11 protein-coding genes and 1 riboswitch are annotated in these 17,936 nt (G+C 73.6%); of the genes, 8 read left to right on the top strand and 3 right to left on the bottom strand.

Going from position 1 to position 17,936, the window contains the following annotated elements; genetic code table 11:
• Positions 1 to 44: 44 nt before the first annotated feature.
• The gene (locus ACFO3J_RS26625) at positions 45 to 2,534 is read right to left on the bottom strand and encodes a DNA gyrase/topoisomerase IV subunit A (RefSeq protein ID WP_386434209.1); all 2,490 of its coding nucleotides are present in this window, start codon (positions 2,532 to 2,534) and stop codon (positions 45 to 47) included.
• Between the two features lie 192 nt (positions 2,535 to 2,726).
• Between ACFO3J_RS26625 and ACFO3J_RS26620 the strand changes: the two genes are divergently transcribed.
• From ACFO3J_RS26620 to ACFO3J_RS26605, 4 genes are all read left to right on the top strand, one after another.
• Positions 2,727 to 4,115 carry a M16 family metallopeptidase gene (locus ACFO3J_RS26620; protein WP_386434207.1) on the top strand — a complete coding sequence of 463 codons (1,389 nt, stop codon included), beginning with the start codon at positions 2,727 to 2,729 and terminating at the stop codon, positions 4,113 to 4,115.
• Between the two features lie 17 nt (positions 4,116 to 4,132).
• Positions 4,133 to 5,497: a M16 family metallopeptidase gene (locus ACFO3J_RS26615; protein WP_386434528.1), complete on the top strand. Its 1,365-nt coding sequence runs from the start codon at positions 4,133 to 4,135 to the stop codon at positions 5,495 to 5,497.
• Between the two features lie 205 nt (positions 5,498 to 5,702).
• Positions 5,703 to 5,889: riboswitch (cyclic di-AMP (ydaO/yuaA leader) on the top strand.
• Positions 5,890 to 5,904: 15 nt separating this feature from the next.
• A complete protein-coding gene (locus ACFO3J_RS26610) occupies positions 5,905 to 6,819 on the top strand; it encodes a M23 family metallopeptidase (protein ID WP_386434204.1) in 915 nt (304 codons plus the stop codon).
• Positions 6,820 to 7,061: 242 nt separating this feature from the next.
• Positions 7,062 to 7,736: a GntR family transcriptional regulator gene (locus tag ACFO3J_RS26605; RefSeq protein WP_386434201.1), complete on the top strand. Its 675-nt coding sequence runs from the start codon at positions 7,062 to 7,064 to the stop codon at positions 7,734 to 7,736.
• A 149-nt stretch (positions 7,737 to 7,885) separates the two neighbouring features.
• Here the strand turns inward: ACFO3J_RS26605 and ACFO3J_RS26600 are convergent, their stop codons facing one another.
• On the bottom strand, positions 7,886 to 8,167 hold the full coding sequence (locus tag ACFO3J_RS26600) for an HPr family phosphocarrier protein (protein ID WP_386434198.1): 282 nt from the start codon (positions 8,165 to 8,167) through the stop codon (positions 7,886 to 7,888).
• Positions 8,168 to 8,347: 180 nt separating this feature from the next.
• Between ACFO3J_RS26600 and ACFO3J_RS26595 the strand changes: the two genes are divergently transcribed.
• The 4 genes from ACFO3J_RS26595 to ACFO3J_RS26580 all read left to right on the top strand — a co-directional run bounded on the left by ACFO3J_RS26595 (position 8,348) and on the right by ACFO3J_RS26580 (position 13,842).
• On the top strand, positions 8,348 to 11,140 hold the full coding sequence (locus tag ACFO3J_RS26595; protein ID WP_386434196.1) for a bifunctional acetate--CoA ligase family protein/GNAT family N-acetyltransferase: 2,793 nt from the start codon (positions 8,348 to 8,350) through the stop codon (positions 11,138 to 11,140).
• Positions 11,141 to 11,248: 108 nt separating this feature from the next.
• Positions 11,249 to 11,833: a DUF5998 family protein gene (locus ACFO3J_RS26590; protein WP_386434194.1), complete on the top strand. Its 585-nt coding sequence runs from the start codon at positions 11,249 to 11,251 to the stop codon at positions 11,831 to 11,833.
• Positions 11,833 to 13,026: an alkaline phosphatase family protein gene (locus ACFO3J_RS26585; RefSeq protein WP_386434191.1), complete on the top strand. Its 1,194-nt coding sequence runs from the start codon at positions 11,833 to 11,835 to the stop codon at positions 13,024 to 13,026. The genes ACFO3J_RS26590 and ACFO3J_RS26585 overlap by 1 nt, the downstream gene beginning before the upstream one ends.
• 135 nt (positions 13,027 to 13,161) lie before the next feature.
• Entirely contained in the window at positions 13,162 to 13,842 is a 681-nt protein-coding gene (locus ACFO3J_RS26580) for a thymidine kinase (protein WP_386434188.1), read from the top strand.
• Between the two features lie 90 nt (positions 13,843 to 13,932).
• Here ACFO3J_RS26580 and ACFO3J_RS26575 read toward each other — a convergent pair whose 3' ends face one another.
• The gene (locus tag ACFO3J_RS26575) at positions 13,933 to 17,862 is read right to left on the bottom strand and encodes a glycosyl hydrolase family 28-related protein (RefSeq protein WP_386434186.1); all 3,930 of its coding nucleotides are present in this window, start codon (positions 17,860 to 17,862) and stop codon (positions 13,933 to 13,935) included.
• Positions 17,863 to 17,936 lie beyond the last annotated feature (74 nt).

Raw genomic sequence — 17,936 nt, 5'->3', positions numbered from 1 at the left:
GCGCTGATCCTTGGGGCGGGTGGCACAGGGAGGGGGCCCCGGTCCTAGACCGGGCCCGCCAGGACCGCCACCGGCTTGAGCAGCGGCACACCCGAGCCGTCGCGGCGCGGGTCCTTCGGGGGAAGCTCGGCGGGAGCGCCCGAGGTGGTCGCCGCGCGGACCGGGGTGGGGCCGGCCCAGGCCAGCGACAAGCCGTTCTCACCGCGCAGGAAGCGCTGGCAGCGCACCCCGCCGGTGGCCCGGCCCTTGCGCGGATACTGGTCGAAGGGAGTGAGCTTGGCGGTGCCCTGCGCCCCGGCCGCCACCCCGCCCAGGCCCTGGTCCGAGCCCTCGGCGGCGTCCTCCAGCGTGCCGTCGGCGCGGGCCACGGTGAACACCACCGCGTCGGCCGCCGGATCGACCGCGGTGAAGGAGATCACCTTGGCGCCGTCGGCCAGCTTGATGCCCGCCATACCGCCCGCCGGGCGCCCCTGCGGGCGCACCTGCCCGGCCGGATAGCGCAGCAGCTGGGCGTCGTCGGTGATGAAGACGAGGTCCTCCTCGCCGGTGCGCAGCTCGACCGCGCCCACCACCTGGTCGCCCTCCTTGAGGCCGATGACCTCCAGGTCGTCCTTGTTCGCCGGATAGTCCGGCACCACCCGCTTGACGACGCCCTGTTCGGTGCCGAGCGCGAGCCCGGGCGAGGACTCGTCCAGCGTGGTCAGACACAGCGCCCGCTCGCCGTCGTCCAGCGACACGAACTCGGTCAGCGGGGCGCCGCCGGCCAGCGCCGGCGGTCCTGCGGTGGGCGGCAGCATCGGCAGGTCGATGACGGTCAGCCGCAGCAGCCGCCCGGCGGACGTCACCACGCCGACATCGGCCCGGGCGGTCGTCGGCACCGCCGAGACGATCACATCGTGCTTGGCGCGCCTGCCGTCGTCGTCGCCCGGTTCGCCGCCGACCTCGGTACGGGCCACCAGACCCGTCGAGGACAGCAGCACCCGGCAGGGGTCGTCCGCGACCTCCAGCGGCACCGCGGCCAGCGGGGTGTCCGCCGACTCCAGCAGGACCGTGCGGCGCTCGGTGCCGTACTGCTTGGCCACTGCGCCCAGCTCGGCCGAGACCAGCTTGCGCAGCTCCGCGTCGGAGTCCAGGATCCGGGTCAGCTCGGCGATCTCGCCGTTCAGCCGGTCGCGCTCGGACTCCAGCTCGATCCGGTCGAAACGGGTCAGCCGGCGCAGCGGGGTGTCCAGGATGTACTGCGTCTGGATCTCCGACAGACCGAAGCGCTCGATCAGCCGCTCCTTGGCCTGCGCCGCGTTCTCACTCGCCCGGATGATCGCGATGACCTCGTCGATGTCGACCAGGGCGACCAGCAGACCGTCCACCAGGTGCAGCCGGTCGCGGCGCTTGGTGCGCCGGAACTCGCTGCGCCGCCGCACCACGGCGAAGCGGTGGTCGACATAGACCTGCAGCAGCTCCCGCAGGCCCAGGGTGAGCGGCTGACCGTCCACCAGGGCCACGTTGTTGATGCCGAAGGAGTCCTCCATCGGCGTCAGTTTGTAGAGCTGCTCCAGCACCGCCTCGGGGTTGAAGCCGTTCTTGATCTCGATGACCAGCCGCAGGCCGTGCTCGCGGTCGGTGAGGTCCTTGACGTCGGCGATGCCCTGCAGCCGCTTGGCGCCGACCATGTCCTTGATCTTGGCGATGACCTTCTCGGGTCCCACGTTGAACGGCAGTTCGGTGACGACCAGGCCCTTGCGGCGCGGTGTCACGTCCTCCACCGCCACGGTGGCGCGGATCTTGAAGGTGCCCCGCCCGTTCTCGTACGCGTCCCGGATGCCGGACAGGCCGATGATCCGGCCGCCGGTCGGCAGGTCCGGGCCCGGCACGTGCCGCATGAGCGCGTCCAGATCGGCGTTCGGATACCTGATCAGGTGGCGGGCGGCGGCGATGACCTCCACCAGATTGTGCGGCGGCATGTTCGTCGCCATCCCGACCGCGATGCCCGACGAGCCGTTGACCAGCAGATTCGGGTAGGCCGACGGCAGGACGCCGGGCTCCTGCTCCTGGCCGTCGTAGTTCGGCGCGAAGTCGACGGTGTCCTCGTCGATCGACTCGACCATCAGCTGGGCCGGGCCGGACATCCGGGCCTCGGTGTAGCGCATCGCGGCCGGCAGGTCGTCCAGCGAACCGAAGTTGCCATGGCCGTCCACCAGCGGCAGCCGCTGCGAGAAGGGCTGCGCCATCCGCACCATGGCGTCGTAGATCGACGAGTCGCCGTGCGGGTGCAGCTTGCCCATCACCTCGCCGACGACACGGGCGCACTTCACATAGCCGCGGTCCGGGCGCAGGCCCATCTCGTTCATCTGGTAGACGATGCGGCGGTGCACCGGCTTCATGCCGTCGCGGGCGTCGGGCAGCGCGCGCGAGTAGATCACCGAGTAGGCGTACTCAAGGAAGGAGCCCTGCATCTCGTCCACGACGTCGATGTCGAGGATGCGCTCCTCGAAACCGTCGTCGGGCGGCGGGGTCTTCGTCGTGCGGCGGGCCATCTCGGCGGCGCTCCTTCGTCTGGACCTGGGGACTGCTGCCGACCATTGTGGACCGCGCCACCGACAGCGCCGACCACCGCCCGGCCCGAGCGCGCGGCGTCAGCGGGGAACTTCGCGCCGCACCTGCTCGCTTCCCTAGAGTGGCAGCACTCTACGCAGTCACACGCACGCGATCGGAAGGACAGCCTGCCCATGGGTCACACGGCCACCCCGGAGGCATACTCCAGCGGCCTGACAGCCACCGAGCACCGCCTGGCGAACGGCCTGCGGGTGGTGCTCTCCGAGGACCACCTCACCCCGGTCGCGGCTGTCTGCCTCTGGTACGACGTCGGTTCACGGCACGAGGTCAAGGGCCGTACCGGCCTGGCCCACCTCTTCGAGCACCTGATGTTCCAGGGCTCCGCCAGCGTGAAGGGCAACGGCCACTTCGAGCTGGTGCAGGGCGCCGGCGGTTCGCTCAACGGCACCACCAGCTTCGAACGCACCAACTACTTCGAGACGATGCCGGCCCATCAGGTCGAGCTGGCGCTGTGGTTGGAAGCCGACCGGATGGGCAGCCTGCTCACCGCGCTGGACCAGGAGAGCCTGGACAACCAGCGGGACGTGGTGAAGAACGAGCGCCGCCAGCGGTACGACAATGTGCCCTACGGCACCGCTTTCGAGCGGCTCACCGCGCTGGCCTACCCCGAGGGCCACCCGTACCACCACACCCCGATCGGTTCGATGGCCGATCTGGACGCGGCCTCCCTGGAGGACGCCCGCGCGTTCTTCCGTACGTACTACGCGCCCGGCAACGCGGTGCTCGCGGTGGTCGGCGACATCGACCCGGAGCAGACACTGGCCTGGATCGAGAAGTACTTCGGCACCATCCCCGCGCACGACGGCAAGCCGGCGCCGCGCGACGGCTCGCTGCCCGACGTGGTGGGCGGCCAGCTCCGCGAGGTGATCGAGGAGGATGTGCCCTCGCGCGCCCTGATGGCCGCCTACCGGCTGCCCTCCGACGGCACCCGGGAGGGCGACGCGGCCGATCTGGCGCTGACCGTGCTGGGCGGCGGCGAGTCGTCCCGGCTGCACAACCGGCTGGTACGGCGCGACCGTACGGCGGTCACGGCCGGCTTCGGGCTGCTGCGGCTGGCGGGGGCGCCCTCGCTCGGCTGGCTGGACGTCAAGGCCTCCTCCGGGGTCGAACTCACCGACATCGAGAGCGCGGTGGACGAGGAGCTGGCCCGGTTCGCCGAACACGGCCCCACGCCCGAGGAGATGGAGCGGGCGCAGGCCCAGCTGGAGCGGGAGTGGCTGGACCGGCTGGCCACGGTGAACGGCCGGGCCGACGAACTGTGCCGGTTCGCCGTCCTCTTCGGCGACCCGCAGCTCGCGCTGACCGCGGTGCAGCGGGTGCTGTCCGTCACCCCCGAAGAGGTCAAGGCGGTGGCCGCGGCCCGGCTGCGCCCCGACAACCGCGCGGTGCTGGTCTACGAACCCACCGGCGGCGACCAGGCCGAGGCCGGCGCCGAGGGCGCCGCGGGTGACGGCGCCACCGACGCCGCCGAAGGCACCGAGCAGGAAGAGAGCGAAGCGTGAGCGACACCGCGGCCGTCATGACGTTCCACCCGCAGCCGCAGCCCGGCGAGCCCAAGCCGTGGGCGTTCCCGGCGCCGGAGCGGTCCACCCTGGACAACGGGCTGACCCTGCTGACCAGTCACCGGCCCGGCCGCCGCGTCATCGCGGTCGAGGTGCTGCTGTCCGCGCCGCTGGCCGCCGAGCCGGCCGCCCTGGAGGGCGTGGCCACCATCATGGCCAGGGCGCTGTCCGAGGGCACCGACGAGCACAGCGCCGAGGAGTTCGCCGCCGAGCTGGAGCGCTGCGGCGCCAGCCTGTCGGCGCACGCCGACCACGCGGCCGTCCGGGTCTCCCTCGAAGTGCCCGCCTCCCGGCTGGACCGGGCGCTGGCCCTGCTCGCCGAGGCACTGCGCGCGCCCGCCTTCGCCGAGCCCGAGGTCAAGCGGCTGGTCGCCAACCGGCTGGACGAGATCCCGCACGAGCTGGCCAACCCGGCCCGCCGCGCCGCCATGGCGCTGTCCAAGGAGCTCTACCCGGCCTCCCTGCGCTTCTCCCGGCCGCGCCAGGGCACCGAGGAGACCGTCCGCGGCATCGACGCGGCCGCGGTGCGGGCCTTCTACCAGGCCCATGTCCGGCCGTCGACGACCACCGCCGTCGTGGTCGGCGACTTCACCGGTATCGACCTGCCGGCGCTGCTCACCGGGACCCTGGGCCGCTGGACCGGTGACCGGGCCGAGCCGCGGCCCCGTGCGGCGATCACCTCGGACGACACCGCCCGGGTGGTGATCGTCGACCGGCCCGGCGCGGTGCAGACGCAGCTGCTGATCGGACGGACCGGCCCGGACCGCCAGGACCCGGTGTGGGCGGCCCAGGTGCTCGGCACCTACTGCCTCGGCGGCACCCTGACCTCGCGTCTCGACCGGGTGCTGCGCGAGGAGAAGGGCTACACCTACGGGGTGCGGGCCTTCGCCCAGGTGCTGCTCAGCTCCGCGGACGGCACCGGCGCCGCGCTGCTGGCGATCAGCGGCTCGGTGGCCACCGAGGTCACCGGTCCCGCGCTGGCCGACGCCCGCCAGGTGATCCGCACCCTCGCCGAGGGCGGCCTCACCGAGGAGGAGCGCGACGTCGCCGTCCAGAATCTGGTCGGGGTCGCGCCGCTGCGCTACGAGACCGCCGCGGCGGTCGCGGACACCTTCGCCGACCAGGTCGAGCAGGAGCTGCCCGACGACTACCAGGCGCGGCTGTACGCGCGGCTGGCGGCCACCGGCACGGTCGAGGCGACCGCAGCGGTGGTCAACGCCTTCCCGCTGGACCGCATGGTGGTGGTCCTGGTCGGCGACGCCGCCGCGATCGCCGACCCGGTCCGCGAGCTGGGCATCGGCCCGGTGAGCATCGTCAGCTGAGCCGGCCGGCTCGTTCGCGTCCGGCCCGACGCCCGGAACCCCGGTGCCCCGATGGGGCACCGGGGTTCCGGGCGTTTTGGGCGCTCGCGGGCGGTGTGTGGCGTCCGCTACATATCAGCCGATCCGGTTGTCGTACGAGCAAGGGCCCGGCTAGCGTCAGCCGACATTGCCCGCAAAGGGCGAAGCGTCCGGTTTCGCCGGGCGCACCCGTACATCGCCGAGTCCCCCGCGAGGGGGAGCCGGGGACCCGCCCTCGCGCCGCCCGACCCGGCGGCGGAGGTTCTGTCCCATGGGGTGAATCGGGGCCACCCGCCCGCCCGGGCGGATGCCCCGTAGGAGACCTTCCTGCTCCGAACCCGTCAGCTAACCCGGTAGGCGAGAAGGAAGGAAAGGAGCGACGCCTCCTCATGGCGTTCCACGTTCTGCCCGCGCCCCGCGGGAAGCACCGCCGCGTCCGTTCCGGACGCACCGCCGCCACTCTGGCCGGCGTCGCCGTACTCACCACCGCCGGAGCCCTCGGCGCCTCCGCGATGGCCGCTCCGGGGCAGGCCCCGGCTGCCGCCGCGCAGCCCACCGCGCTCACCCAGGCCCTCGATGTGAACGCCTCCCTGGCGGACGCCCTGGCCGGCCAGGCCGACGCCCAGCACAAGGCCGCCGACCTCGCGAAGGCGAAGGCGGCCAAGGCGGCCGCGGCCGAGGCGAGGGCGGCAGCGCTGGCGAAGGCCAGGGCCGCCAAGGTTCGCGCGGTCGCGGCGGCGAAGGCCGAGGCCCGGGCCGCTGCCGCCGCGAAAGCCGCTGCCGCCAAAGCCGCCGCGAAGGCCGCCGCCGCGGCCACCCCGGTCACCCCGGTCGCCGAGAGCACCCCGAGCACCCCGAGCACCGCGACACCGGTCGCGATGTCCGTGGCCGCCGGCTCCGGCTACATGAAGCCGGTCGGCGACGCGGCCATCGGCACCGGCTACAAGGTCGCCGGTCCGATGTGGTCCAGCGGCTACCACACCGGCGTGGACTTCCTGGTCGACTCCGGCACCCCGGTGCACGCGGTCGCGGCCGGCACGGTGTTCTCCGCGGGCGCCGACGGCTCCTACGGCAACGACGTGATCATCCAGCACGCCGACGGCAAGTACACGCTGTACGCCCACCTCACCGAACCGCTGGTCTCGGCCGGACAGACGGTGACCGAGGGCCAGGAGATCGGCATCTCCGGCGCCACCGGCAACGTCACCGGCCCGCACATGCACTTCGAGGTGCGCACCACGCCCTACTACGGGTCCGACATCGACCCGGTGGCGTACCTGGCCTCGCACGGCGTCACCATCTGAACCGCCCGCACAGCGCCAGACCCGAAGGCCCCGGTTCCCCCCGCCGGGGCCTTCGTCCGTCCCCGCGCGTCCCCCGCCCGCCCGCCGAGCGGCCGGCGACCGGCGGACAGGCGTCCGAAAGCGCCCCACCTGTCCAAAAACAATCAAAGAATTCCGGGGGTACTTTCCCATTTACGGGTGTGCTGGAATAGAGTCCCGCACCATACGGGGACAGAAATGGAGTCGGCGATGCGGAGCCGGATGTGAGCGGGGCGGACGGCGCGGGACGGCGTATCTCGGCCCAGGTGGTGTGTACGGCCATCCGGGACGACATCGTCGGCGGTTTCTTCCCGCCGGGCAGCCGGCTGACCGAGGAACTGCTCGCGCAGCGGTACGGCGTCTCCCGGGTGCCGGTGCGCGAGGCGCTGCGCACCTTGGAGTCCGAGGGGTTCGTCCGTACCCGCAGGCACGCCGGGGCCTCGGTCGCCGAGCCCACCGAGCAGGAGGCGGCCGACCTGCTGGAGATACGCGGCCTGTTGGAGCCGATGGGCGCCGCCCGGGCGGCCCAGCGCCGCACCGAGGCGCATCTGAAGGTGCTGCGCGGCCTGGTGCGGCTCGGCCAGGAGCGGGCCGTACAGGGACAGTTGTCCGACCTGCCCTCCTTGGACGGCTGGTTCCACGAGACGCTCGCGCAGGCGTCCGGCAGTCCCACGCTGGCCGCGCTGCTCACCCAGCTCCGGCACAAGATCGCCTGGGTGTACGGCGACGGCGGCTCGACCCGGGCGGTGGACTCCTGGGAGGAGCACGCGGCGATCGTGGACGCGGTCGCCCGCGGGGACGCGGAGCGGGCCCGGCGGCTGTCCGCGGTCCATGTGGAGCGGGCCGCCGCGGTGAGGATTCTGAAACATCCCGTAAACGCGGTGCGCCGCCGCGCTTAACAATCGCACCGTATACAAGGTCATAGAATTGTTGACCCCGTAAAAGCGTTGCAGCGGGACCGGACTATCCATGGGGGATTGTCCGGTCCCGCTGAATTGCGTGGAGCGCGATAAGGCGGCGGCCTGAAAAAGAGCGCCGGGCAGGTGCCTCAGACGGTATCCGGCAGCTCTTCCAGGCCTTCGGTGACGAGCTTCGCCAGCCGGTCGAGCGCGGCGTCGGCGCCCTCGGCGGTGGAGGTGAGCACGACCTCGTCGCCGCCCCGTACGCCCAGGCCGAGCACGGCGAGCACCGAGGCCGCGTTGACCGCCTTGCCGTCCGGCTTCCCGATGGTGACCGGCACACCGGCGGCCATCGTCGCGCGGACGAAGATGGACGCCGGGCGGGCATGCAGGCCCTCCGGCCATCCGACGTTGACACGGCGCTCAGCCATGGTTCTGCCCTTCGGATCAGTAGCGGATCAGTACGGGTCGTGCCATCGGCACAGGTCATGCCGGTCGCCGGGACCGTCTCGCGCCGCCGGGCCCCTGCTCGGGCCCGGCGGCGCGCCGCCCCCAGACTGCCCCTTGTGCGTCGGCGGCGCGAGTGGGGCGCGCCCGCTTACCCTGGGCCCATGACGGAGCAGTCGGCCCACCCGTACCCGGTGCACTGGGAGGCCGACGTCGTGCTGCGCGACGGCGGCATCGCCCAGATCCGGCCGATCGGCCCGGACGACGCGGTCCGGCTGGTCGACTTCTACGAGAAGGTCTCCGACGAGTCCAAGTACTACCGCTTCTTCGCGCCCTACCCGAGGCTGTCCGACCGCGACGTGCACCGCTTCACGCACCACGACTACGTCGACCGGGTGGGCCTGGCGGCCACCGTGGGCGGCGAGTTCATCGCCACCGTGCGCTACGACCGCATCGGGCCGGACGGCGGCCCCGCCCCGGGCCCGGCCGGCACCCGCGCCGAGGTGGCCTTCCTGGTCCAGGACGCCCACCAGGGCCGCGGTGTCGCCTCCGCGCTGCTGGAGCACATCGCGGCCGTCGCGACCGAGCGCGGCATCCTGCACTTCACCGCCGAGGTGCTGCCCGCCAACCGCAAGATGGTCAAGGTCTTCACCGACGCCGGCTACACCCAGCAGCGCAGCATCGCCGACGGGGTCGTCCATCTCGACCTGGACCTGGAACCCACCGAGGAGTCGGTCCGGGTCATGCGGGCCCGCGAGCACCGCGCCGAGGCCCGTTCGATACAGCGCCTGCTGCGGCCCGCCTCGGTCGCGGTGATCGGCGCCGGGCGCCGGCCCGGCGGCGTCGGCCGTACGGTGCTGCGCAACATCGCGGCCGGCGGCTTCACCGGCCGTCTGTACGCGGTCAACCACTCCTTCCCCGAGGACTCCCACCCGGACGCCCCCGGCACCCGGCTGGACGGAGTGCCGGGGCACCGCTCGGTCCGCGCCATCGGCGAAGCGGTGGACCTCGCGATCGTCGCCGTGCCCGCCGACCGGGTGCCCGCGGCGGTCGCCGACTGCGGGGAGGCCGGGGTACGCGGCCTGGTGGTGGTCGCGGCCGGCTACTCCGAGACGGGTCCTGAGGGGCGGGAGCGGCAGCGCGAACTCGTCCGGCAGGCCCGCCGCCACGGCATGCGGGTGATCGGCCCCAACGCGCTGGGCGTCATCAACACCGCCGCCGACACCGCCCTCAACGCCTCGCTGTCGCCCGAGATGCCGCGCCGCGGCCGGCTCGGGCTGTTCACCCAGTCCGGCTCCATCGGCATCGCCCTGCTGTCCGGGCTGCACCGTCGCGGCGCCGGCCCCTCCTCCTTCGTCTCGGCCGGCAACCGCGCGGACGTCTCGGGGAACGACCTGCTGCAGTTCTGGCAGGACGACCCGGAGACCGACGCCGTGCTGATGTACCTGGAGTCCTTCGGCAACCCGCGCAAGTTCACCCGGCTCGCCCGCCGTACCGCCGCCGCCAAGCCGGTGGTGGTCGTCAAGGGCGCCCTGCACTCCGGCTCGGTGCCGGCCGGGCACTCCGTACCGGTCACCCGGATCCCCGACGCCACCGTGTCGGCGCTGTTCCGGCAGGCCGGGGTGATCAGGGTGGAGACCGTCACCGAACTGCTGGACGCCGGGCTGTTCCTGGCCCTCCAGCCGCTTCCCCGGGGCGACCGGGTCGCCATCCTCGGCAACTCCGAGTCGATCGGCCTGCTCACCTACGACGCCGCCCTCACCGCCGGGCTGCGGCCCGCCGTCCCGCTCGACCTGGGGACCGCGGCCGGTCCCCGCGACATGGCCGCCGCGCTCAGCGCCGCCCTGGCCGACCCGGGCAGCGACGCGGTCCTGGTCACCGTGATCCCGCGGGTCGGCTCGGAGACCGCGCCGGACGTACCGGGCGCCGTGCCGCTCGAAGCCTCCGGCGGCGAGGCGGACGACGACCCGGCGCTGGCCGGGGCGCTGCGCCGCGCGGCTCAGGGGGCGGCCAAGCCCGTGGCCGTCGTCCACCTGGCGCTGGACGCGCTGGGCGACCGGCTCTGCTCGCCCGACGGCCCCGGCGCCCCGATCCCCGCCTATCAGGCCCCCGACCGGGCGGTGCGCTCCCTCGCCGAGGCCGCCGCCTACGCCGCCTGGCGCGCGGACTCCGCCGAGCCCGGACACGTACCGGAGTTCGACGACATCCAGCAGGCGGCGGCGGCCGAGGACGTACGCGGCCTGCTCCCCGCCGACGCGGCCCCGCAGACCGAGACTCTGCTGTCCGACGAGCAGGCCGCCACCCTGCTCGGCCGCTACGGCGTCCGGGTGCGGCGCACGCTGCCCGCCCCCGACCCGGAGGCGGCGGCCGCCGCGGCCGGCCGGCTCGGCTACCCGGTGGCGCTCAAGACCACCGCTCCGCACCTGCGGCACCGCGCCGACCTCGGCTGCGTCCGGCTCGACCTGGCCGGTGAGAGCGATCTGCGCCGCGCCTTCGACGAGCTGACCGCCGGGCTCGGCGACGCCGCCGAACTGCTGCTCGTGGTCCAGGCGATGGCGCCGCGCGGGGTGGACACGGTGGTCCGCGCCGGAGTGGACCCGGCGGCCGGCGCGCTGCTCTCCTTCGGGCTGGCCGGAGCGCCGTCCGAGCTGCTGGGGGACATCGCGCACCGGCTGGTTCCGGCCACCGACCGGGACGTGGCCGGGCTGATCCGCTCGATCAGGGCCGCGCCTCTCCTCTTCGGCTGGCGCGGCGCGCAGCCGGTGGACACCGGAGCCCTGGAAGAACTCCTGCTGAGGGTGTCGATGCTCGCCGACGACCTGCCGGAGGTGGTCGCGGTGGACCTGGAGCCGGTGGTGGTCTCCGCGCACGGCCTGACCGTCCTGGGCGCCTCGGTCCGGCTGGCCAGACCGCCCGTCCGCACCGATCTGGGACCGCGCGCGCTGTCCTCGTTCTGAGCCGGCCGGGCCGGCCGGGCGGGGGCCCGCCCTTTTGCCGCAGGGGTCCTGCCGCCCGCCACGCCCGAACGAGCCGCCACCGCCGCCCACGCCCTTAGGATGGTTCGCATGGCGAAGACCGGTATCACGTCCCAGGGCCTGCGCACGGCGATCGAGCGCAGCGGCTACTACCCGACCCTGGTGGCCGAGGCCGTCGAGGCGGCGGTCGGCCGCGAGGCCGTCTCCTCCTTCATGGTCCACCAGGAGACCACGTTCGACGCGAACGAGGTCCGCCGGCACGTCACCGTGCTGGTGCTCACCGCCAGCCGGTTCCTGGTCAGCCACACCGACGAGCAGGCCGCCGACGACACCTCGCCGAGCCCGTACGCCACCACGTCCACCGAATCGGTGAAGATCGGCCGGATCTCCTCGGTCGTGGTCAGCCGGGTCGTCGCCAACCCGGAGTCGTACACGCCGGGCACGCTGCCGCGCGAAGTGGTGCTCACCATCGGCTGGGGCGCGGTGTCCCGGCTGGATCTGGAGCCCGCCGCCTGCGGCGACCCCAACTGCGAGGCCGACCACGGCTACACCGGCTCCTCCACCGCCGACGACCTGTCGCTGCGGGTGAGCGAGGCCGGCGACGGCCCGGACGCGGTCCGCCAGACGCTGGCCTTCGCCCAGGCGCTCTCCGAGGCGACAGCGGCCACCGACTGATGGTCCACCCGCTCGCCGACGCGTACGGTGCCGCGCCCCTCGACCCGCGCACCGCCCCCGCACCCGACTACGGCACCGGTGCGCTCTGCGACGTCATCCCCGCCGCCGTGGCCGGTTTCGCCGTCCCCGGCATGCCCGCCACCAGGCTGGAGCTCGCGCCCGCCGACCGGGTGTGCGTCTTCCTGGTGGACGGCCTCGGCTGGGAGCTGATCCAGCGCCATCCGGACGAGGCGCCGTATCTGACCTCGCTGCTGCCGACCTCCCGCGGCGGCACCGGCCGGCCGCTGACGGCTGGCTTCCCGGCCACCACCGCCACCTCGCTGGCCTCGGTCGGGACCGGCCTGCCGCCCGGCGCGCACGGCCTGACCGGCTACACCACGCTCAATCCGGACACCGGCCGGCTGATGAACCAGCTGCGCTGGCAGCCGTGGACCGCGCCCGACGTCTGGCAGCCGCACCCCACCGTCTTCGAGCTGGCCGAGGCCGCCGGGATCGCCACCTGCCAGGTGTCCTCGCCCACCTTCGCCAACACCCCGCTGACCAAGGTCGCGCTGTCCGGCGGCACCTTCCACGGCAGGCTGACCGGCGAGGAGCGGATGGATCTGGCCGCCGACCGGCTGGCCGCCGCCGACCGCTCGCTGGTCTACACGTACTACAGCGAACTGGACGCCATGGGCCACCGGCACGGCGTGGACTCCGACGCCTGGCGCGGCCAGCTGATGATGGTCGACCGGCTCGTCCAGCGGCTCGCCGGGCAACTGCCCGCCCGCAGCGCGCTCTACGTCACCGCCGACCACGGCATGATCGATGTCGCCTTCGACGAGGAGAGCCGGATCGACTTCGACGAGGACTGGGAACTGCGGGCCGGCGTCGCGGTGCTGGGCGGCGAGGGCCGGGCCCGGCACGTCTACGCGGTGCCCGGCGCCGCCGGCGACGTGCTGGCGGTGTGGAGCGAGGTGCTGGGGGACCGGATGTGGGTGGCGAGCCGCGACGAGGCGGTCGCGATGGGCTGGTTCGGACCGCGGCCCGAGCCCCGGGTGCTGGGCCGGATCGGGGACGTGGTGGCCGCGGCCCGCGACGACATGGCGATCGTGGCGTACCGCACCGAGCCGAGGGAGTCGAAGATGATCGGACTGCACGGCTCGATGGCCCCCGTCGAACAACTGGTCCCGCTGCTCGAAGTACGCTCCTGAGGCGGTCCAGCCCCCGTCCCGATCCCGTCAGCACCGCCCGCACCGCACCAGTGGCGCACCCGTCCCGAGCCATGCCGCCGCGTCCCGGCGGCCGCACCGCAGCATGCCGTCCACCGAAAGGCCGTCGCCCATCCCATGCCCGAGCTGGTCTTCTTTTCCGGAACGATGGACTGCGGCAAGAGCACGCTGGCCCTGCAGATCGTCCACAACCGCACCGCCCGCGGGCTCCAGTCGGTGATCTTCACCCGGGACGACCGGGCCGGTGAGGGCAAGCTCTCCTCGCGGCTCGGCCTGGTCACCGACGCGGTGGAGGTCGCCGACGGCGCGGACCTCTACGGCTATGTGATCGAGAAGATCAGCCGGGGCGGCCGGGTGGACTATGTGGTCGTGGACGAGGCGCAGTTCCTCGCGCCGGGCCAGATCGACCAGTTGGCGCGGATCGTGGACGACCTGGACAAGGACGTCTACGCCTTCGGTATCACCGCCGACTTCCGCACCCGGCTCTTCCCCGGCTCGCAGCGGCTGATCGAACTCGCCGACCGGATCGAGGCGCTCCAGGTCGAGGCGCTGTGCTGGTGCGGCGCCCGGGCCACCCACAACGCCCGTACGGTGGGCGGGGTGATGGTGGTCGAGGGCGCACAGGTGGTGATCGGGGACGTGGACCGGGCCGAGGGCGATCCGGGTGACGCGGACCGCGCGCTGGGCGAGGTCGGCTACGAGGTGCTCTGCCGCCGGCACCACCGCCGCCGGATGACCAGTGCCACCGCCCGGGCGGGCACCCTGTCGCCCGATGTGCTGCCGGTCAACCACGGCTGAGCGCCGGCCCGTTCGGCGCGCCACGGCACGGCAGCGGGCCCGGGCGCCCCGCCTCGGCGGTGGCCCGGGCCCACTGGAACACCCGGCCCGTCAGCCCCCCGTCACCGGGCCGAACCGTGCGACGACGCTGCGGTCCGCGGTCACCGGGACGCTGATCGTGCGTCCGCCGTCCGGGAGTTCGGCGCCGTCGAGGGTCCAGCCGAGCAGCTGGTAGCCGCCGGCCGGGGTGGCGGTGACGGTCACCGTGCCGCCCTTCTCGTAGCGGCCCGGTGAGGTCTCGTTGCCGCTCACCCGCACCGTGCCGCCGGTGGCGGGCTGGGCGGTCGCGGTGACCGACTGCTCCACGATGTTGATCACCATTACGTTGTGGAGCACGGCCGGACCGGTGGAGGTCGCGCCGTTGTAGCGCAGCACGTTCACCGCGCCGACCCGGGCCGAGTCCCCCGCCTTGACGGTGAAGCCGCCGTCGCCGAGGTTGTCGGTGCCGAGGTTGAAGGCCCGCACATCACCGGAGTCCACCGCCAGACCGTCGTGCATGCCGTAGCCGAAGACGTCGGACACCGTGAGGCGCCGGGCGCCGTCCACATGCACCAGGTCGGTGTTCTTCCGGGTGTAGCCGTCGATGGTCTGGGCGAACACATCGCCGTCCAGGCCCCATCCGGGGATGCCGAAGCCGACCCGGTTCACCGAGTTGCCGTTGGTGAGCACCCCTTCGACCGAGCCGTCGTCGTTCCCGCCCACCGTGATGCCCCGGTTGAGGAAGGCGCCGCTGACCTTGCGGACCACGAAGCGGTCGTCGCGCGGCGAGGTCATGTCGATGCCGTTCCAGGCGTTGGTCAGGCCGACGTCGACCACGTAGGTGCCGCGGCCCAGCCCGCGGATGTCGTACGGGTAGGGCACGTAGCCGGTGGCCGGGTTGTTCTCCGGGTGGAAGACCCGCAGGCCCCGGACGCCCGCGCCGTCGCCGGCCAGGGTGACGGTGGCGGGCGCGGTGTCGGCGTCGGCGGCGGACCGGCCGGCGTAGGAGAACAGCACGGTGCCGCCGCTGGCCCCGCTGAGGTCGCGGTTCGGGGAGGCCGCGGCGCCGCGCAGCTCGACCCCGGCCGGGACCCGCAGCCGGCCCTCGACGCGGTACCAGCCCGCGGGCAGGTAGACGGTGCCGCCGCCCTGGTCGCCCGCCCGGTCCAGCGCCTTCTGGAGCGCGGCGGTCGCGTCGGCGGCCGGCTGGTAGCCGACGCCGTGCGGTGCGCCGCTCGCCACGTACAGCGCCTGCCGCCGGGGTTTCGGTGTGCCGGCCGGCCCCTCGTAGCGCGGGACGCTGCCGGTGAGCCGGAGCACGGTGCCGGAGGTCGGGCCGTCCAGGGCGGTGTCGGTGACCTTCACATAGCCGGCCGACGCGTTGCGGACCGAGGCCACGCTGCCCTGCAGGGTGCTGGAGCCGAGGGTCATGCCCCAGCGGCTGTCGATGTCGTCCACCTGGAGGGCGACATCGGTGCGGACCACCGAGGACTGGAGGAACGCGCCGACGAAGGAGGCCCGTTGACCCTTCACCACCTGGATGCCGGTGCGGTAGTCGGACAGCGCGATCTTCGAGAACTGGTCCCACTCCAGGTCGCCGAGGACCAGACCGGTGCCGTTGGCCCGGGTCCAGCGGTCCAGAGCGGCGCGCTGCGGCGGATGGTAGGCCGAAGGGGCCTTCGCCCAGTAGGAGTTGGAGAAGGTGATGTCCTCCCAGGTGCCGACGTCCGCGCCGTTGAAGGCCGTCGCCCCGTTGGCCAGCGCGGTGCCCTTGATGTCCTGGAGCGTCGCCGACTCGTGCACCTGCCCCTGCACGGCGGGGTCACCGCGGTCGCTGGGCATGGTGGACACCCCGACGCCCCGGTAGGAGTCGAGCATCGTGACGTGCGCGACGGTGCTCATCATGTAGTTCTGGTCGCCCTGCCAGGCGCGGCCCGGGATCTCGAAGGTGTAGTTGTACGGCACCGGGTCGGTGGCGCTCTGCCGCGGGTAGTAGGTGGTCAGCCCCTGGACGGAGGCGCTGCCGCCGACCCGGAACAGCACCGGGCCGTCGGCGCCGGCCGGCAGGTCGGCGCGGATCACGGTGCCGTAGGAACCCGAGCCGTGGTCCGGGTCGCGCCGGTCGCCGCGCAGCGAGCAGAAGGCCGGGATCTCCACGGTGGTGGTGATCCGGTAGGTGCCCGCGCCCATCCACACGGTGCCGCCGCCGGCGTCCTGGCAGTCGTAGAGCGCCGCCTGCACGGCCGCGGTGGCGTCGTCGCGGCCGGTGGCGTCGGCGCCGTAGTCCCGTACGTCGAAGTCGGCGACGACCGGGTCGTCGGTGGGGTAGCGGGTGTCGATCAGCTTCGGGTGCCCGGTGACCACCCGCTGGTCGTGGACCTCCAGTCCGGCCAGTGCCACGGTGTTCGCGCCGGCCGCGTAACCGCTGATCGCCAGCCGCACATAGCGAGCGGTGGTGGGCGGGAAGGCGGTGGTGAAGGCCGGGCCGGCGCCGGTGGCGCCGGTGCGGCCCGCGTCGCGGAAGTGCGTGCCGTCGGTGGAGACCTGGACGGTGTAGTCGGCGGCGAAGGGACTGCCCCAGGTCGCACGGACCTGGTCGAAGTGCCTGGCCGCGCCGAGGTCCAGGGTGAAGGTCTCCCCGTGGCCGCCGTCGCCGCTCACCCAGGCGCTGCCGCCGTCGCGGTCGATCGCCGCGCCCGGCGAGGAGCCGGCCGCGGTGGAGGAGGCGGTCGCGGTGCCCAGATGCGCCAGGTCGGTGTCGACGGCCAGCGCGTGGAAGGCGTCCAGCGCGGCGGTCAGGGCGTGGAAGGCGGTGCGCGCCTGCTCGTCGGTGACGCCGCCGCCGGTCGCGACCGCGCGGGCCGCGTCGGTGGCCTGCTTCAGCGCCTCCTTGGCGCCCGGCGGGTACTGCCCGTCGCGCGCGCCCTCGCGGGCCGCGCCGTAGGCGGTGTCGGCCTCGGCGACCAGCCGCTTGAGCCCGATCGTCGGGTCCAGCGCGGCGGGCAGCGCGGCGACCGTGACCCGGGCGACCTTCAGCTCGCCCGGGAGATCAGCGGTGTTGATCCGGAAGTCGGAGCCGTTGGAGCGGTTGGTGAGGATCGCGTCGTCCAGCAGGAAGGTGTGCGACTTCCAGGTGCCGGAGTCGCCGTAGGTGAAGGTCGGGGACCGCTTGAACATCTGCGGAATGGTGTCGCCGGGCGAGTCGTACTCCAGTTGCATCGAGCCGTCGCCCTGGTCGAAGTAGTCGATCGTGACCGCGACCGGGTCGTGGTTGTCGTAGAGCTGGCCGTCGTCCACGTTCATGTAGAAGAAGCCGGTCTCGGCGCCGGGCACGCTGCGGTCGGTCTGCCAGTAGCCGCGGCCGTCGACGGTGCCGGTCACCAGATGGCCGCCGTCGTCGCCGGCCCGCGGGGTGATGCCGTGCGTCGCCACATTCGGGCCGAGGTCCACCGAGTAGCCGGCCGCGATCCGCAGCGCGGACACGGTGATGTCGGTGGGGTCACCGGCGTCGGAGGCACCGGACAGGCGCAGTTGGCCGGTGGCCGCCCGCGCCGGGATCGTGAACGCCTCGGTGCGCCAGGCGCCGGTGCCGCCGAGCGGCACACTGCCGAGCACGTCGGCGCCGCCGGTGAGCCGCAGTTGGCCGGAGCCGGTGTCCAAGTACGCGACGGACGCGGTGAGCTGGCCGGCGCTCACCGACCCGGTGTACTCCGGGTCGAGGTCGAAGGCCAGGTAGGAGGCGCCGGCCGCGGTGTCGGTCCGCCAGTACGGCACGCCGTCCTGCTCACCGGTACGCAGCGCCGCGGCGTCGTCCCCGGCGGTCGCGGTCAGTCCGAGGGTGAACGGCTGGGGGCCCAGATCGGCGCCGACGCCCAGCGGATACAGCGTGGGCGCGGCGGCCGAGGCCGGCCGCGAGGCGGGCAGCAGCAGCGCGAGCACCAGCAGCACTAACGCCGCCGGGGCGCGCCAGGCGGTTGTGCGGGGAAAGCGTCTGGGGGGCACGGACATCCTCCGGGTCGTGGGGGCGGAAGGGTGCGGTCGGGCGATACCCCGCCGTCCGCTCCCCGCCGTGGCGG

Source organism: Streptomyces polygonati (assembly GCF_042650325.1).
GTDB classification, from domain to species: Bacteria; Actinomycetota; Actinomycetes; order Streptomycetales; family Streptomycetaceae; genus Actinacidiphila; species Actinacidiphila polygonati.
The sequence above is the reverse complement of the archived record's forward strand: the minus strand, read 5'-3'. Positions and strand labels throughout refer to the sequence as shown.

Bases quoted from the DNA above. Each gene is read 5' to 3' on its own strand.
- ACFO3J_RS26600 (WP_386434198.1), bottom strand. From the start codon at position 8,167: ATGGCTGAGCGCCGTGTCAACGTCGGATGGCCGGAGGGCCTGCATGCC.
- ACFO3J_RS26585 (WP_386434191.1), top strand. From the start codon at position 11,833: ATGGTCCACCCGCTCGCCGACGCGTACGGTGCCGCGCCCCTCGACCCG.
- ACFO3J_RS26610 (WP_386434204.1), top strand. From the start codon at position 5,905: ATGGCGTTCCACGTTCTGCCCGCGCCCCGCGGGAAGCACCGCCGCGTC.
- ACFO3J_RS26595 (WP_386434196.1), top strand. From the start codon at position 8,348: ATGACGGAGCAGTCGGCCCACCCGTACCCGGTGCACTGGGAGGCCGAC.
- ACFO3J_RS26625 (WP_386434209.1), bottom strand. From the start codon at position 2,534: ATGGCCCGCCGCACGACGAAGACCCCGCCGCCCGACGACGGTTTCGAG.
- ACFO3J_RS26620 (WP_386434207.1), top strand. From the start codon at position 2,727: ATGGGTCACACGGCCACCCCGGAGGCATACTCCAGCGGCCTGACAGCC.
- ACFO3J_RS26580 (WP_386434188.1), top strand. From the start codon at position 13,162: ATGCCCGAGCTGGTCTTCTTTTCCGGAACGATGGACTGCGGCAAGAGC.
- ACFO3J_RS26615 (WP_386434528.1), top strand. From the start codon at position 4,133: ATGACGTTCCACCCGCAGCCGCAGCCCGGCGAGCCCAAGCCGTGGGCG.
- ACFO3J_RS26590 (WP_386434194.1), top strand. From the start codon at position 11,249: ATGGCGAAGACCGGTATCACGTCCCAGGGCCTGCGCACGGCGATCGAG.